13 protein-coding genes are annotated in these 16,111 nt (G+C 60.6%); 9 read left to right on the forward strand and 4 right to left on the reverse strand.

Annotated elements, in window-relative coordinates:
* Window position 1: 1 nt before the first annotated feature.
* The 4 genes from AC6CH8_RS15605 to AC6CH8_RS15620 are packed head-to-tail and all read right to left on the reverse strand — an operon-like array spanning window position 2 to window position 5,049.
* Complete coding sequence (locus tag AC6CH8_RS15605) at window positions 2–1,096, reverse strand: threonine aldolase family protein (RefSeq protein ID WP_498191426.1); 1,095 nt, start codon at window positions 1,094–1,096, stop codon at window positions 2–4.
* Window positions 1,093–2,196, reverse strand: a complete 1,104-nt coding sequence (locus AC6CH8_RS15610) for an ABC transporter ATP-binding protein (RefSeq protein ID WP_091470605.1) — start codon at window positions 2,194–2,196, stop codon at window positions 1,093–1,095. The genes AC6CH8_RS15605 and AC6CH8_RS15610 overlap by 4 nt, the downstream gene beginning before the upstream one ends.
* Window positions 2,189–3,946, reverse strand: coding sequence for an ABC transporter permease (locus AC6CH8_RS15615; RefSeq protein ID WP_498191427.1), 1,758 nt, complete (start codon window positions 3,944–3,946; stop codon window positions 2,189–2,191). Before AC6CH8_RS15615 ends, AC6CH8_RS15610 begins: the two co-directional genes overlap by 8 nt.
* Complete coding sequence (locus AC6CH8_RS15620; protein ID WP_498191428.1) at window positions 3,943–5,049, reverse strand: ABC transporter substrate-binding protein; 1,107 nt, start codon at window positions 5,047–5,049, stop codon at window positions 3,943–3,945. The genes AC6CH8_RS15615 and AC6CH8_RS15620 overlap by 4 nt, the downstream gene beginning before the upstream one ends.
* Window positions 5,050–5,425: 376 nt before the next feature.
* Here AC6CH8_RS15620 and AC6CH8_RS15625 point away from each other — a divergent pair, with 376 nt between their 5' ends.
* From AC6CH8_RS15625 to AC6CH8_RS15665, 9 genes are all read left to right on the forward strand, one after another.
* The gene (locus AC6CH8_RS15625) at window positions 5,426–6,601 is read left to right on the forward strand and encodes a TetR/AcrR family transcriptional regulator (protein ID WP_498191429.1); all 1,176 of its coding nucleotides are present in this window, start codon (window positions 5,426–5,428) and stop codon (window positions 6,599–6,601) included.
* A 223-nt stretch (window positions 6,602–6,824) separates the two neighbouring features.
* Complete coding sequence (locus AC6CH8_RS15630) at window positions 6,825–8,180, forward strand: MFS transporter (protein ID WP_498191430.1); 1,356 nt, start codon at window positions 6,825–6,827, stop codon at window positions 8,178–8,180.
* Between the two features lie 47 nt (window positions 8,181–8,227).
* Complete coding sequence (locus tag AC6CH8_RS15635) at window positions 8,228–9,082, forward strand: TauD/TfdA dioxygenase family protein (protein ID WP_091470611.1); 855 nt, start codon at window positions 8,228–8,230, stop codon at window positions 9,080–9,082.
* Between the two features lie 86 nt (window positions 9,083–9,168).
* Window positions 9,169–10,056 carry an FAD binding domain-containing protein gene (locus AC6CH8_RS15640; RefSeq protein WP_498191431.1) on the forward strand — a complete coding sequence of 296 codons (888 nt, stop codon included), beginning with the start codon at window positions 9,169–9,171 and terminating at the stop codon, window positions 10,054–10,056.
* A gap of 6 nt (window positions 10,057–10,062) precedes the next feature.
* Window positions 10,063–10,596 carry a (2Fe-2S)-binding protein gene (locus AC6CH8_RS15645; RefSeq protein WP_420178850.1) on the forward strand — a complete coding sequence of 178 codons (534 nt, stop codon included), beginning with the start codon at window positions 10,063–10,065 and terminating at the stop codon, window positions 10,594–10,596.
* The gene (locus AC6CH8_RS15650; protein ID WP_420178849.1) at window positions 10,593–12,932 is read left to right on the forward strand and encodes a xanthine dehydrogenase family protein molybdopterin-binding subunit; all 2,340 of its coding nucleotides are present in this window, start codon (window positions 10,593–10,595) and stop codon (window positions 12,930–12,932) included. Before AC6CH8_RS15645 ends, AC6CH8_RS15650 begins: the two co-directional genes overlap by 4 nt.
* On the forward strand, window positions 12,919–14,079 hold the full coding sequence (locus tag AC6CH8_RS15655) for an XdhC family protein (protein WP_420178848.1): 1,161 nt from the start codon (window positions 12,919–12,921) through the stop codon (window positions 14,077–14,079). The genes AC6CH8_RS15650 and AC6CH8_RS15655 overlap by 14 nt, the downstream gene beginning before the upstream one ends.
* Before the next feature lie 148 nt (window positions 14,080–14,227).
* Window positions 14,228–15,718, forward strand: a complete 1,491-nt coding sequence (locus tag AC6CH8_RS15660; protein ID WP_498191432.1) for an aldehyde dehydrogenase — start codon at window positions 14,228–14,230, stop codon at window positions 15,716–15,718.
* A gap of 42 nt (window positions 15,719–15,760) precedes the next feature.
* Window positions 15,761–16,105, forward strand: coding sequence for a RidA family protein (locus AC6CH8_RS15665; protein WP_420178846.1), 345 nt, complete (start codon window positions 15,761–15,763; stop codon window positions 16,103–16,105).
* Window positions 16,106–16,111: the final 6 nt, after the last annotated feature.

Raw genomic sequence — 16,111 nt, forward strand, 5'->3', positions numbered from 1 at the left:
GTTAGTTGCTCCTTGGGCTTACGTGCAGCGAGTAGGTTTCGTCCAGCAATTCCCTGAGCGCGTCAGCGGCGAGGCGTACGTCTTCCGTGTCAACGTCCAGATGGGTGACGGCACGAATCGTGGACGGGCCAAAGGCGCCCATCCGGATCCCGCTGGTCTGCAGCAGGCGATCCACCAGCACGTGCGCGGTGACAGGGAAGTCGACCAGGTCAAAGAGGACAATATTTGTTTGGACTGTTAGCGGATCGATCGAAATATGAGGGTTGACAGCAAGCAGTTCAGCCAGCAGGCGGGCATTCCCATGGTCGTCTGCGAGCCTGTCCACGTTGTTGCGGAGGGCAAACGTACCCGCTGCCGCCACAATGCCTGATTGACGCATGGAGCCGCCCCACCGTTGCTTGAGCCGCCAGGCCTCATTGATGAAATCAGCGTCGCCTGCCAGCACGGCTCCTATTGGGGCGCCCAGTCCTTTGCTGAGGTCCAGCCAGACTGAGTCGAACGGGGCACAAAAAGCGTGGGCAGATACGCCGGTGGACACCACCGCATTGAGCAGGCGGGCGCCATCCATGTGGGTTTTGATCTGTTGAGCCCGTGCCACGTTCGTCACTGACGTGATGCCCTCCAGCGACCAGCATGTGCCGCCTCCGAGGTTGGACGGCTGCTCTATGGAGAGCACCGCATTCCGGGCGAATGATCTCCCCTCGGGGCGGAGCGCCGCTTCAAGCTGGGCAACCGAGAACACGCCATGGTCTGCTTTGATCGGCCTGTACAGGGCACCGGCCAGGGCGGGCGCCCCGGTTTCCTCATGGCACAGCGAATGCGCAGTCTCGTCAACAAGAATCGCGTCGCCAGGGCGGCAGTGCAGAGCATAGGCGATCTGGTTGCACATCGTTCCTGATGGCAGGAAGACAGCTTCCTCCTTGCCCAGGAGCTCCCGTGCCAGGGCAACCAGTTCGTTGGTGGAGGGGTCTTCACCCTTTTGTTCGTCCCCGACTTCGGCGTTGGCCATGGCCTGGCGCATAGCTTTTGTTGGCCGGGTAATAGTGTCGCTGAAAAGGTCGATTCTGATGGGGTAGCTTGATCCGACGGGAATCACTGTGCGGCCTTGGGCGCCTTGGCAGTGCGGGGCTGGAACAACTTGTACCCGTCCCGTGGAATGCCCACGCGAACGTGCGGGGAATCCGTGCGCTCACGGGTTTCGACCACCAAGGACTGCTCGCCGACGCCCACCCTGTACCGGAAATGGTGGCCGTGATAGGACCTCTCAAGGACGGGCCCGTTGACAGTCATTTCGTAGCCGTCAGACGACGCATCGTCAGGCAACAACGCCAGCGCTTCCGGACGAACGGCAACCACGACGCCGTCGGAATCAATGGCGGATGGTACGTGGATCGCTTGGTCCAACCCGTCGATCTTGATCGTCAGGATTCCCTTTGAGCGGCCAATCACTGTTCCCTCCAGCAAGTTGCTGGTGCCAACAAAATCAGCAACAAAGAGATCGGCAGGATCGTTGTAGATCTGCTCCGGCGTACCAATCTGCCGGACGGTTCCGGCCGACATGACAGCAATTTTGTCGCTCATTGCCAGGGCTTCGTCTTGATCGTGGGTCACAAACACCGTGGTCACGCCAATCTTGCGTTGCAACTGAAGCAACCAATCGCGGGTACGTTCCCGCAGCTTGGCATCAAGATTGGAAAACGGCTCGTCCAGGAGCAGCAAGCGCGGAGGGAAAGCCAAGGCGCGCGCCAGCGCCACTCGTTGCTGCTGACCGCCGGAGAGCTGATGCGGATAGCGGTCTGCCTGATCAGAGAGGTCAACCAGCTCGAGCACTTCATCGACGCGTCTGCGTAGTGCCTCGGGCTTGTAGCGTCGCAGCCGCAGCGGATAGCCCACATTGTCGCGGACCTTCATATGCGGCCACACGGCATAGGACTGGAAAACCACGCCGCAGTCGCGGCGTTCCGGCGGCAGGAAGGCGGAGGAATCGTGGTTGAACAAGGTCTGGTCGCCCACAACAATGCTGCCGCCGTCCGGCTTGAGCAGTCCTGCGATGGACCAGAGCGTTGTGGATTTGCCGCAGCCGCTTGGCCCAAGCAACGTCAGTATCTGTCCGTCGGTGGCTGTCACCGAAACGTTGTCCAGGACCGTCAGACGGCCAAACTTCTTGGTGAGATTGGTGATGACCAGATCAGACATTAGGGCGAACTCCAAACAGAATGCGTCCTGCGCCCAGGACAGCTGCGGTGATGACGAGTTGGATGACTCCGAGGGCGGCCACGGTGCCGCCGAGGCCATTTGCTGCGATCTGAAGCATGGCCAGTCCCAGAACCTGGGTTTCAGGGGTTACCAGGAAAACTGCGGCGTCGGCTTCGTTGAGCATTGCTACAAACAGCAGGACATATGAGATGCCCATGGCTGGCCTCAGGAGGCTGAGGATGATGGTGCGCATCGCCGTCCACCAATCCGCCCCGGCCGAGCGCGCGGCGCGGTCCAGGTCCGCACCCAGTGCGGCAAGTGAGGGATAGAACGCGGCGTAGCCCATGGCTAGCGCCCGCACCCCGAAAGCGATACCCACCGCCCAAAGTGTGGCCCTGAAAGTTCCGGACTGGTCCAGGATGGCAAACGTCCAGAAGAAGGCCATGCCGGTGATCAAGCCCGGGACGGCACGGGGATAAAGCACGATGTGCTCCAGGGATCCACGGAACCGAAAGCTGGAACGGTGGGCAACCAAGGCGATGACGGCGATGCAGGCCGTCGCGATGGCAGCGCCGACTGTGGCAATCAGCAAGCTGTTGCCAATAGCTCCGGTGTAGAGCGGGTTGGTCAAAATCGCGGAGAAGTGGTCAAGCGTCAGCAGGCTGAACGGGTTGATCGCGGGGGTCAGAACAGCGGTGACGGAGGCGAGAACCACCCCGCTGAGCGGCACCAGGGTTGCGCAACCCAGAACAATTCCGACGCCGGCGGACAGCAACCAGCCAAAGGCGCCTAATTTGACGACGTTTGCCGGCCTGGATGACTTGCCGCCGGTGGTGGTGAAGCGGGCGAGGTCGCCGGCCAGGCGGTTGCGCAGCAACAGCAGCAAAGTGACGGCGAGCAACAACATGACCGCTCCTGCAGGCAGAACTCCTCCACCGCCGTCGGCGCTTCCGGTCCACTGCCGGTACAGGTACGTGGACATCATGTCGATGTTTTTGGAAGTACCAAGGATGAGCGGAATTCCCAGCGTTTCCAGCGCCAACGCGAAGACCAGCAGCCCGGAGTTGAGTAGTGCCGGGCGCAGCAACGGCAGAGTCACCGTGATCAAGGCACGGAAGGGACCGGCGCCGCTGCAACGGGCCGCTTCCTCGAGTGTGGAATCACCTGAGGACAGCGTCCCGCGGGCAAAGAGATAGACCACAGGCGAGCCGAGGACAGTACCCATGACCACCATTCCGGCAACACTGTAGAGGTCAAAGGGGACAGTGAACGGTGTGTACTGTTCCAGCAGATGTGTGGCATATCCGTTTTTCGACCACATTGATTGCCAGCCGACGATGAGCACTAGTCCAGGCAGGACCAAGGGCAGGACGATCAGGGCTGAGTAGAGCTTCCGCAGCGGGAGGTCGGTGCGGGCTACCAACAAGGCCACTGTGGTTCCAACCAGAACTGAGCCGATGGTGGCGAAGACGGCGAACTGGAGACTGTTGGCGACGGCTGACCACCAAAGTGGATCGGTCGCCAGTTTACGGAAGTTGTCCAGGGTGCCGCTGCCGCCGCCCTCGTAGAGCGGCGTGGACCACAGTGATGACCAGACGATCGGCACGATCGGGCCGAGGATCAGCAGGACTGCGAGGATCCAGACGCCGTAGTGGATGACTTTCTCCGGCAGCCATGCCCGCTTGATGTTTCCAACACCCGGCGGCGGCGGGGGCGGGGCCTTGGGGTCTGTAAGGGTGGAGATGCTCATCGCCCGAATGCTTCTTTCCAGCGGTTCTTGAAGGCCGGCGCATCGTTCACCAGGGCCTCATCCCAGGTGGCGATGTTGATGTTCTCTGCACCCAATTGCTCTGTAACCTTCGCGAGGTTCACCGGGCAGTCCACACCGTCCAGGTACGGTGCGAACCCGCCGGCGCAACCGGCCGTCTGGCCTGCCTTGTCAATCAGGAAGTTGAGGAACACTTTGGCGGCGTTGGGTGACTTACCCCCGGTTGTTGCTCCGGCACCGCGGGGCATGAAGGGCGATCCATCCTTGAAGAACTTGTAGTTCAGCACCTTCGCGGTAGCGCCTGTGAGGAGCGGCCGGGTAGCGCCGGACTGGAAGTAGGACATGGTGTACTCGCCCTGCAGAAGTTTGTTGTACATAGGACCTGCGCTGGCTTCCACCTTGGTGTTCTGTCCGAGTTGATCCAGGACGTCCCATCCGGCCTCTCCCGCCTTGGCTATGTAGGCGTGATTAACCGTGTAGCCAAACTCCGTAGTGCCGTCATAGGTGACGATCCTGCCTGTGAGCTTGGGGTCGCCGGACATCTTGGCGAGTGCTTCAAGGGAATCGGGCTGTTCGGATTCGGGCAGGAGAGTGGTGTTGATCAACGCCATGACCGGGTTCAGTTCCATTGCGAAGACACCGGGGGCGAGTTTCGCGAAGTCGGGCAGCGGCGCCGCAGCAGGTGGTGTGAAGTCCTGGATGTCACCACGCTTGACCAGATCCAGGAAGTTCGCGCCTTGGAGGCTGACGATGACGTCCGCCGTCTTTCCGCCGGTGGCTTTCTCGTTGAGATAGCGCTGGAAGCTTTCGGTTCCGCCGAGGCTGATGTAGCTGGTCTTGATATCGGGGTACTGGCTCTGGAACGCAGCCAGGACCGGTTTCATGGTCGCCTCATTCGCCTCGCCGTAAACCAATAGCGAGCCTTCCTTGCGGGCGGCGTCCAGGATTGCCGGCTCCATTGCTGCTGCCGTTGGAATGTCCGTCTTAACGGCGTAGGCGTTGGGGGCGTCATTCCCGGAGCTGCAGCCTGTCAGAGCTGCGAAGCCGCAAAGTGCGGCAACAGCGACTATTGCACGTCGTTTCATGTGGGACTCCTTTGTCACGGCACTGAACTTTGGGTTGGGACGGTGCTTTGAGTTATCGCGTGGGATGGAAACTCGCGGAAGGGGCGCCGCTGGCGCCCGGGAAAACCTGTCCATCGGGGTGTCTCGTTCTTGCGTTGTTTCTCTTGGTCTACGAGCCACCTTGGCGTCCCGTAAGTGAATCGGCATCGGCTGTGAAGTACTTTTGGCCGGTGCTTGTGTTGCGGAGGAACCTTCGCGTGTCTGCCAGGGTGAGGCATCGCTGTCTCGCGTCAGCTGGCGTTTCCGTAAGTGAAGTTCAGTGATCCGCAGGTTGTTCTTAAACTTTGGCACGTGGCGGGCTATTGCGCAATAAGTGAATGCGACTAATCTTGTGAACATGAAAAAGTCCTCCACCGCCCCGGAGCGCGGCACTAGGCCGCGGAACCGGCGCGCCCTGATTCTTGCTGCTGCAGGTGACCTCTTCGCGCAGAAGGGATATCCCCAGGTCAGCATGACCGATGTAGCCAAGGCGATGGCAGTGCAGCCATCCGCCCTCTATAGACATTTCCCGGGCAAGGGTGAGCTTCTTCGCGAGGCAGTGGTGGCCAGCCTCGAGCCCGTTTTGGATAGCATCACCCAGACGCCCGACGGCGACCTCGAACAGTTGATCACGGCGCTGGGGCGGGCCATCCTGGTGCACCGGGAAAATGGTGTCCTGTGGGAGCGTGAATCCCGCCATCTCCCGCCTGCCATCCGCTTCGATATTGCCAGCGGTATCAAGTTCGCCATCAGTGGCAAGCTGCAGTCCGGCAGCTCCGCTCTGCCCGCTGCCGAGGCGGACCTGCGCGCGTGGGCCATGTTTGCGGCAATGATCAGTGTGTCGCACGACCCAAACCGGCTCTCCAGCGCGGACGAAGAATCCCAGCTGACCACGCTCGCCCGCACACTACTGGTCATGCCAATGCCCCCGATCAAAGCGGCGGCGAATCACCGTAGCGGGCCCCTTGACTTGCCGCGCACCCGCCGCGAGGCGTTGCTGGCAGCCTCAATCCGGCAGTTCGCTGCGAACGGGTTTGACGCCGTCAGCCTTGACGACATCGGCGCTGAAGTTGGAGTGGCGGGTCCCAGCATTTACCGCCATTTCGACAGTAAGGCGGAAATGCTTGCCGCAGCACTGCATCGCGCCAAGGAAGTGCGGTGGATGGACATGTCGCGGGCTCTCACTGAAGCCGCTGATGCGGCCGAGGCGCTGGAGCGCATCCTTTCCTCATACATTGCGTTCTCCTTGGGAAGCCCTGAATTCCTGCAATTGGCAGTGTCCGAACGTCCGCACCTTCCCGAACGGGAGTTGCGAAACTTGATGGAGGCCCAGGGGGACTACATCACCGATGTGGCCTCGCTGGTCCAGGACGTTTACCCCGGCGCCGATCAGGAAGTGGTGAGGACCAGGGTGAAAGCGGCGTTGCACGTGATCAGCAGCGTTGTCCGCACCCCGTTCCTCCGGGACATCCGCGGCATCCAGGAAATTCTTGAACAGATTGCCAGGGGCCTCATCGCTCCCACGCCGCAGTGAGGGGCCGCGCGCCCTCCAGTCCACTTACTGCCTGAGTTTTCCGGCCGCATTCCATGAGAAATGAGATCTTGCGCACAAAGCATCTCAGTCATAAGATAATGACTACTGAAGTAATCTGCATCACTTCAAAGCTCATTCTGAGACAGGTGCCTAAGGCAGCCCTGATCACCAGGGTCCACGCATTGCGGGGCCGACTGTTCGCAAAATTACCTGGAGGCACAATATGAGTGCAGTGGTCGCACAACCATCGGGCGCGAGTTCTCCGAGGAAGGTCGCCTTCGCGAGCCTCATCGGCACGACTATCGAGTGGTACGACTTCTTTATCTACAGCACCGCAGCGGTGCTCGTTTTTCACCACCTCTTCTTCCCTGGCTTCGACCCGACAACCGGGACCCTGCTTGCGTTCTCGACTTTCGCGGCCGGCTTCGTCGCCCGTCCCCTTGGGGCCATCGTCTTCGGCCACTTCGGTGACAGGGCAGGCCGGAAGCCGATGATGGTCCTCACCATCCTGATCATGGGGATTGCCACAGTAGCCATTGGACTACTGCCCACATACGACTCGATAGGCGTGTTCGCCCCGATTCTGCTGGTCGTACTGCGGCTGACCCAAGGATTCGCACTCGGGGGAGAGTGGGGCGGTGCAGTACTGATGGCTACCGAACATTCCCCCGAAGGCAAGCGAGGCTATTTCGGCAGCTGGCCGCAGGCAGGCGTTGCAGTCGGGCTGATCCTGGCTATGACCTTGTATATACCCCTGGAGTCGATGTCGGAGGACGCCTTCATGGCCTGGGGCTGGCGGGTTCCGTTCCTGCTCAGCGCGGTACTGGTTATCACTGGCCTGGTTATTCGTGTGAAGGTCGCGGAGAGCCCGGAGTTCGATCGAGTCAAGGCTGACCACGGCGTTGTGCGTCTGCCTGTAGTCGAGGTGCTTCGGACACACCCCAAGCAAGTGTTCCTTGTAGCCGGCGCCAGTCTGGCACCGGGAATCTTCTTCTACCTGATCACCGTGTACAACTTTGTTTACGCAGGGAAGTCCGGAGACCTGGACTCGACGGCGATGTTGGTCCTGGTGATCGTCACCTCCGCGATTGGCTTTGTAGTTACCCCGATCGCCGGTGCGCTCTCAGACAAATTCGGCGGGCAGCGGGTGTACTTGTGGGGCCTTGCGCTCATCGTCATCGTTGCTTTCCCCCTGTATTTTGCCCTTGATGGGGGCACTTATGGCCTCATCGCCGTGTGCTACGTTGCGGCAACGGTGGCCGTCTATATCCCATGGGCACTGTCACCGGCATACTTCTCAACCGCCTTTGACGCAAAGGTCCGCTATAGCGGGTTGTCCTTGGCTACTACTCTTGGCAATCTCTTCGGCAGCGCCATTGCACCCCTTATTGCCGGTGCCCTGTTTGCTGCGACAAATGCGTCTGTCTCGACGTCGCTTTACGTCTTCGTCGCTGGAACGGTGTCCATCACTTGCGCTGTTTTGCTCGGTCGGGTCATACGAAAGAAGGCATCGCGGGCTGGGAGACGCAGCGATGCGATCGGGGCTGATGAGGTCCCCGCATCCACGTATTCGGAGTGACACAAAGCATTCCGCTGTATCAAACGCCAACAAAGGAAGGAACTACCATGAGCGGCAACGATCAACAGTTCAAAACATTCACCCTGGAACGAGCAACACCCACCATCGGGGCGTACATCCATGGATTGGATCTACGTGAAGAGATCACCCCGGAATGCCGGACGGAACTACGGGAAGCTTTCCTCGAGCACCAAGTACTGTTTCTCCGCGATCAGCACATCACGCCGGATGATCAAATCGAATTCGCCAAGGTTTTCGGCGACCCCCAGGAAGTAAGTGCGTTCTTCCCCTCCCTCCCCGAATATCCGCACATTGAGGTGCTGGAGTCGCGTGGCCGGGCTGCGGGGACCGACGTCTGGCACTCGGACTTGACCTGGCAGGCGACGCCGAATTCCGCTACCTGCCTCCACGCCCAGGAAATTCCTCCGTGCGGCGGAGATACGCTCTGGGCGAGTATGACTGCCGCGTATGACGCTCTGCCGGAGAACGTGAAAAGCGTCATTGACGGGCTTGAGGGGGTGCACGACTGGGAAAAGGAACTCACCGGAGTTGTCCGCCAGGGTCCCGACGGCGAGGCGCGCTACGAGGAGACCCGGCGGAAGTATCCACCCATGACGCACCCTGTTGTGCGTAAGCATCCGGAAACCGGTCGAAAGCTTGTCTACGTCAACGCGTTGTTCACCACCCGGCTTACGGGCATTTCCACCCAGCTGGGGGACTCGCTGAGAAACATGCTCACCGACCTCGCCAGGACTCCGGAATACCAGGTTCGCTTCCGTTGGGAACCGAACTCCCTGGTGATCTGGGACAACCGATCCACCCAACATTATGCGGTGGGGGACTACCACCCGCACTACCGACTGATGCACCGGGTCACCCTGAAGGGCGACCGCCCGGCATAGTCCGGGCCCGAACCGTGCCGGGCGGCCTGTTGCGGGCCGCCCGGCAAAAAGCCCCCTACCGGGCGAACGCGAAAGAAGGCTGACCAATGCGAGGCCAGAAATTAGGGGCGGGGCTGATAGCCCAGAGCCAGTCCGCCCTTCCACCCTTTATGTTGCATCAGCCCACTTCGCTCGGAGTTGCTGTGGCCCTTGCCCAGCAGCATCCAGAGGCTGTGATTGCGGCGGGTTGTTCGGACCTGGTGGCGCAATTCCGCGAGGGATTGGAGCCGGAGGTGCTGATTTCCGTGCGACGGATCAAGGAATTGCGGGCCATATCGAATAATGCCGGGGTTCTGCGCATTGGTTCCTTGGTGAGACACGCTGAAGGCAGCAGAAGCCCGGAAATACTGTCCACCCTGCCTGCCCTGGCAGCAGCCTGGGGATCAATTGCCACAGTTCGAATCCGCTATCGCGGCACCCTCGGAGGCAATCTCCTGTCCCGTCGATATAGATACGAAATGCCTGTCATTCTGGCGGCGCTGGGTGGGCAGATGCAGTTTCAAGGGGGTGACGTTGAATCCCTGCCCGTCTCCTCACTGTGGGACCAGGACTCACTCCGGGACCGGAACCTTGGCAACGCAGGCATTCTGACCGCCGTCGCCGTCGACACTGCGTCCCTGTTGTGGTTCGGCTACGAGCGGTCAATGCGCCCGGTGAGCACCGTGTCCCTCGCTGTACGAAAGGACCCTGTGGCCGGCCTCACCGTTTCTGCTGTCTGTGGCAGTGAATACCGGCAGCCTTTCGTGCTGTCACATACTGCCGAGGCAACTGACATCGCCGAGCTTGACCCGGTCTCCGTGGGCGGGGTTTTGGCGGCTCAGCTTCCGGACGAGGCGGGCGACTACGCGGGGTCCATCGACTACCGCCGACACTTGGTGGGCGTTCTCTGCCGCCGTCTCCTTGCCCAAGCAACCGGTAACCAAAGGAAAGGATAGCCAGCCATGAACCTTGAATCACCGGAATCAAGCGAGCAAGCATTCACCCACAAGGTTGAATTCGAGCTGAACGGAAGCCCGGAACGGCATCGTGTCCCTACGAGTGCCACGGTCTTGGACCTGCTTCGCAACAGCTGCGGTAAACAGGGGGTCCGTGCGTCGTGTGAGCGCAGTGTCTGCGGTGCCTGCACTGTTTTGGTTGATGACCTTCCTGTAGCTGCGTGTTCCACGTTTGCCTTCGATGTTGACGGTACGCGTGTTGAAACCGTTGAGGGCTTGGCAGCCCAGGACGGCACGTTGAGTGCCCAACAGCAGGCATTCAGGGAATGTGGCGGCTTCCAGTGCGGCTTCTGCACATCCGGCATGCTGATGCTGACCACGGGGCTGCTGCGGCAGAATCCGCAACCGGACCGGGACCTGATCCGGGAATGGATCAGTTCGAACACCTGCCGTTGTACGGGCTACGAGATGATCTTGGAATCCGTGGAGCGTGCCGCAGAACTGGCCTCAGACAAGCAGCAGGATCAGGATTTCGAATGACCGGGTTCGTGAATCCTTGCACTCCGGACGATGCGCCGATCGTGGGACGCGACCACCCACGCCTGGACAGCACCGCGAAGGTAACCGGCCGTGCCGTCTACACGGTGGACATTGTGAAGCCCGGGATGCTTCACGCGAAGGTCTTGCGAAGCCCGCACGCGCATGCCCGGATTCTGAGCATCGATGCTTCGGCCGCCCGCTCCCTGCCAGGAGTCACTGCCGTGGTCACCCGGGAGGAAATCACCGGACTGCACTCGTACGGCACCTACGTCAAAGACCAGCCGATTGTGGCCACAGAGTCGGTCCGCTATGTTGGCGACGTCGTCGCTGCAGTGGCCGCAGTGGACGAACGCACCGCTTTCGCAGCACTGGATTTGATCCGTGTTGAGTACGGGCAACTGCCGGCTGTCTTTGATGTGAGAGCAGCGATGGAGCCCTCCGCGCCCGCCATTTTTCCCGACCAGCCCTTCGCCGCCTATCCCGAGTACGGCGATGGAGCCTCGGGAGCGGCACACACTGCCCACAACGTGAGCTACGAATTCCGCTACGAAACGGGAGAGGAGAGCGTCTGGGCGGATTGCGACTACATCTTCGAGGACACCTTTACCTTCTCCCGCATGAACCACATGCACCTGGAGCCCTTTGCCACGGTTGCCGAGGCGACAGAGAACGAAATCGAAGTGTGGACCTCTACTCAGAGCCCTTTCCCAATGCGCAAGGAACTGGCGAGGGTTTTTGGGCTGCCTGAAAACGACATTCGGGTCAACGTCCCACTCCTGGGCGGCGGCTTTGGCGCCAAGAACGGCCCAAAAACGGAGGCGATCGCCATCCGGCTCTCACAGTTGTCGGGTGGGCAGCCGGTGCGTTACTGCATGAGCACAGAGGAAGTCTTCCTGACACTGAGCCAGCATGACGCCATCCTCACGGTCACATCGGGGCTCAAGGCTGACGGCGAGTTCATGGCGCGCAAGTCGCGTGTGCTGCTCAACGGTGGGGCTTATGCGGATGCCAGCCCGCTGGTGGCGGAGAAAGCGGGCTATCGGATGCCCGGGGCCTACCGCTGGAAGCGTATTGATTCCGTTTGCCAAGCAGTGATCACCAACTCCGTTCCTGCCGGCGCCTACCGTGGTTTCGGCGCAACGCAGGCCACCTGGGCCAGTGAGCGCCAGGTTGACCTGATCGCCGAACGGCTGGGTTTTGATCCCCTTGAGCTTCGACTAAAAAACGCCAAGGAATTGGGGGAGGAGTTCGTACCAGGAGAAACGCCCATCGATTCGGACCTTAGGCATGGCCTGAACCTGGTGGCGGACGCCATCGGTTATCGCGACCGTACGCGCTCAAGTAATCGTGGCATGGGCGTGGCCATCGGCATCAAAGATGGTGGCGGCGTCAACAAGCCTGCCCAAGCCAGGGTGAAGGTGACCACCAACGGCGATGTGTTCCTGAATTGCGCCCTGGTGGAAATGGGCCAAGGCGGTCATTCGGCGTTGTGCCAGATCGTGGCGGAGACGCTCGGATGCGATCCGAAGCGGGTGAAGTATGCCGCTATTGACACCGACAACACCCCTTTCGACCAAGGCACCAACGCCTCTTCGGGCATCGCAGTCATGGGTCATGCCGTCCTGCAGGCTGCAGAGCGAGTGAAGTGTTCCGTTCTGGACATGGCGGCCGAACACCTGATGCTGGACCGGCAGTCGATCCGTTTGGACAACTGGCACATCGTCGATGCTGAAGGCATCACCTATGAGCTCCCGCCGCTGATTATGGACAGATTCGGCGGAACGGGATTCGAGTTTACGGCGGACGGCTACTACAAGGTCCGTAACTCCAGCAGCGCACCCCTGGAAGCACCCTGCATTTTTTGGGAGATCGGTTGGGCAGCTGCCGAAGTGGAGGTTGATCCGGAAACCGGTCGGGTGGAGCTTTTGCAGCTGGTGGTCAGTGGGGACGCCGGCAAGGTGGTGAACAAGTTGGGTTGCCGCGGCCAGGACGAGGGCGCAGCGGTCTTCGGGCTGGCGCAGGCACTCTTCGAGGAACTGCGTTACGACGACGGTGTGCTGCTGAATGGTGAGGCGCTCCTCTATCGGGTGCCTTTGGCTGAGGACATTCCCCGGCGCTTTTCCTCCATTACCCAGGAACAGGGCCATGGGGCCGGACCCTTTGGGACCAAGGGGATGGGCGAAGGGGGCATGCTGCCCATTGCTCCAGCGATTGCCCAAGCCATCGCTGACGCAACCGGGGCACAGCTGACATCGTTGCCCATGACGCCTGAACGCGTCTACAACGGCATCCGCGCTGCGCGTGTGCGCCAAGGCGGGGCTGATGGAAATGCGTGAGGTGATGGAGGCGCTGGAGAAATCATTGCTGGGCGATCAACATGTCGCCTTGGCCACGGTGGTCCGCACGGAGGGCTCCGCGCCACGGGCAGTCGGAACGTCCATGCTTGTCACCGAAGACGGATCGCCGGTCGGTTCCGTTTCAGGTGGATGCATTGAGGCAAGTGTGATCGAAGCAGCAGCCGGGGTCCTCGCCAGCGGGGTTCCGGAGCTTTACCGATTTGGCATTTCAGACGACGACGGGTTCGGCATCGGGCTGACGTGCGGCGGCAGCGTTGAGATCTTCATCCAAAAGTACGCTCCGGGCTCCTGCGCACAGTTTGCTTCACTGCAGAGGGCGCTGAATGAAAATCTGCCCTGCGCCATGGTCACCATTTTCGACGGCGTACCTGGCCTGGTGGGTCGATCCGAAGTGGTGCTGCAAACTGCGGATGTCGAAGAGCTGTTTGAAGGTACCGCACTTGCTCCCGACGCCGTCAGCGCCGTCGGGGTTGCAGTCCAGGAGGCAATAGCCTCCGGAAGTACGACGTCGGTCACTCTCCTGGCGGATACCGGTACCGAAAAGCCGTTGTCCTTGCTGATCGATGTCTACCGTCCTGCCCGTAGGCTGCTGATCTTCGGGGCCATCGATTTCTCCGCCTCCTTGGCCCAGTTGGGGGCTTTCCTTGGCTTTCACGTCACTGTTTGCGATGCCCGATCTGTGTTCGCGACAGCCGAGCGTATTCCCGCAGCCCATGAGATCGTGGTCGATCAACCGGCGCGCTACCTGCAGGAAGAAATCGCTCTGGGCAGGCTCGCCCCTGATGCCGCTATCTGTGTGTTGACCCATGATGCCAAGTTCGATGTTCCGGTCCTTGATGTAGCCCTAAGACACGGTTTTGCGTACATCGGCGCGATGGGCTCACGCCGAACTGCCAGTGACCGCCGGGAGCGGCTGATTGGCTTGGGCCACACTGATCGGTCGGTGGAACCTCTCCGCTCGCCCATCGGCTTGGGCCTTTCCGCTTCCACTCCCGCTGAAACCGCGGTCTCCATCATGGCGGAGATCATCGCTGCCAAGAGCCAGAGCTCAGGCCTGCCCTTGGCGCACACCAGCGAGCCGATCCATAGAGATGCGCTGGAGCACGCAGATCCAAAGCCACATTAACTTTGAACCTAAATATCTTGACAGAAAGTATCTTACTACTGATATTCTTTTTGTATGACGTAGTTCACAGGATTGGTACGCACCACCCTTGAGCGGCACGCATGAATTGACGCCGTGGGAAAGACAGAGAGATGAACGGAAGCCGATGATGAATACGGACAGCCTGGTGGATACGCGGGATGAAATTTACGTGGGCGGCGTGTGGACCCGAGGCAGCGGCGCACTGATCGAATCCGTGAATCCCGCTAACTCAGAGGTATTCGCCACCCTCCATGGAGCAACGACGGCGGATGTGGACGCCGCGGTAGCTGCTGGCCTGAAAGCCGTGGAAGAGTCCGGATGGGCAAAAAAACTCCCTCACGAACGTGCCGCTGTCCTCCACCGCATCAGCTCAGCGATTGAGGCCAATGCTGACCGCATTGCCGAACTGCAGACGCTGGATACGGGTAAGACACTTGTGGAAACCAAGGCGCTCGCCATGAGCGCGGCAGCCACGTTCCGCTTCACTGCCTCCGCCCTGGAAACCATGGAGGACGCACTGACGTCCCCTCGCGGGAACTACCTCAGCATGTCCACCTATGAGGCGATCGGCGTAGTAGGAGCCATCACGCCATGGAACTCGCCGATTGCCAGTGACGCACAAAAAGTTGCTCCGGCACTCGCGGCGGGAAACGCAGTCCTGGTGAAGCCACCCGTCTGGGCTCCCTGGGTTTCGCTCCTGTTGGCGCGGATTTGTGAGGAGGCAGGACTTCCGGCAGGTCTGCTGTCCGTCCTCCCCGGCCCCGGCCGCGTCATTGGCGATGCGATTGCCCGGCACCCAGACGTTGGCAAGATTTCCTTCACGGGTGGCACTTCCACGGGGCGCCAGCTGGGCCATATTGCGGCGGAGAAAATCATGCCGATCACCTTGGAACTGGGCGGGAAATCGCCCACCATTATTTTTGCTGATGCTGACGTGGACCAGGCTGTGGCCGGCGTGCTTTATGGCATCTTCTCTTCGAGCGGTCAGAGCTGCATTGCCGGCTCGCGCGTCTTCATTCAGCGATCGGTCTACGACGCCGTCGTCGAAAGACTGATCAAGGGTGCCGAAGCCCTGCGAATCGGACCGGGAACGGACCCAAGCACCCAAGTTGGGCCATTGGTTGCCCATGCCCACCGGGACGCCGTGGCCAGGATGGTTGAAGACGCGAGGCTGGCTGGTGCGCAGATCCTCTGCGGTGGCGCCGTGCCCAAGGAGCCCAGACTTCAAGCCGGTGCTTTTTATGAGCCCACCATCATTGCCGGTGTGAGCAACTCTGACGTCATTTGCCAGGAGGAAATCTTCGGGCCCGTGGCCGTGATCCTGCCGTTTGAGGATGAAGCGGACCTCATCCTTCAGGCCAACGACAGTGTCTTTGGTTTGGCCTGCGGAATCTGGACCGCTGACTACCGCTTGGCCTGGCGCACAGCGAGGGCCGTTTCGGCCGGCACTGTCTGGGTCAACACCTACAAGCAATTCAGTATCTCCACCCCGTTCAGCGGGCTTAAGGAAAGCGGTCTGGGCACCGAAAAGGGCCGGGACGGCATCCGATCCTATATGCACCAGAAGAGCATCTACATCGACCTCTCGGGTGCATCCATCCCATGGGCCGGTAACTAGGCCGGACAGGCTGCCACCATCTTGCTTTCGAAAGGTACGTCAATGAATGCTCACCCCTACAGCCCCGCCTTTGTGGCCGGGGGATTCGGCTTTGTCTCCGGCGCCTTGTCGGTGGATGAAAGTGGGACTGCCGTACCCGGCCGCTCTGAAGCACTGGTTGCCGCAGCCGCGAGGCTCTCCGAACGTCTGGAAACCGTCGGCATGTCCTTGGCTGACGTCATTAAGACCACCTATTTCGTCACGGACGTGACGCTGCGGGATGAAGCCAACAGTCACTACGAGCAGCTGTTCGAGGAGCCGCGTCCGGCACGTTCGTTTGTGGAGGTCGCTGCCCTGCCCTATGGCGCCACGGTGGAAATCGAAGCAATCGCGCACCGGAGGAAATGAGGACCA

The sequence above is a fragment of the Paenarthrobacter sp. GQ52 genome, assembly GCF_059759005.1.

Bases quoted from the DNA above. Each gene is read 5' to 3' on its own strand.
- AC6CH8_RS15610 (WP_091470605.1), bottom strand. From the start codon at position 2,196: ATGTCTGATCTGGTCATCACCAATCTCACCAAGAAGTTTGGCCGTCTG.
- AC6CH8_RS15615 (WP_498191427.1), bottom strand. From the start codon at position 3,946: ATGAGCATCTCCACCCTTACAGACCCCAAGGCCCCGCCCCCGCCGCCG.
- AC6CH8_RS15620 (WP_498191428.1), bottom strand. From the start codon at position 5,049: ATGAAACGACGTGCAATAGTCGCTGTTGCCGCACTTTGCGGCTTCGCA.
- AC6CH8_RS15625 (WP_498191429.1), top strand. From the start codon at position 5,426: ATGAAAAAGTCCTCCACCGCCCCGGAGCGCGGCACTAGGCCGCGGAAC.
- AC6CH8_RS15630 (WP_498191430.1), top strand. From the start codon at position 6,825: ATGAGTGCAGTGGTCGCACAACCATCGGGCGCGAGTTCTCCGAGGAAG.
- AC6CH8_RS15635 (WP_091470611.1), top strand. From the start codon at position 8,228: ATGAGCGGCAACGATCAACAGTTCAAAACATTCACCCTGGAACGAGCA.
- AC6CH8_RS15640 (WP_498191431.1), top strand. From the start codon at position 9,169: ATGCGAGGCCAGAAATTAGGGGCGGGGCTGATAGCCCAGAGCCAGTCC.
- AC6CH8_RS15645 (WP_420178850.1), top strand. From the start codon at position 10,063: ATGAACCTTGAATCACCGGAATCAAGCGAGCAAGCATTCACCCACAAG.
- AC6CH8_RS15650 (WP_420178849.1), top strand. From the start codon at position 10,593: ATGACCGGGTTCGTGAATCCTTGCACTCCGGACGATGCGCCGATCGTG.
- AC6CH8_RS15655 (WP_420178848.1), top strand. From the start codon at position 12,919: ATGGAAATGCGTGAGGTGATGGAGGCGCTGGAGAAATCATTGCTGGGC.
- AC6CH8_RS15660 (WP_498191432.1), top strand. From the start codon at position 14,228: ATGAATACGGACAGCCTGGTGGATACGCGGGATGAAATTTACGTGGGC.
- AC6CH8_RS15665 (WP_420178846.1), top strand. From the start codon at position 15,761: ATGAATGCTCACCCCTACAGCCCCGCCTTTGTGGCCGGGGGATTCGGC.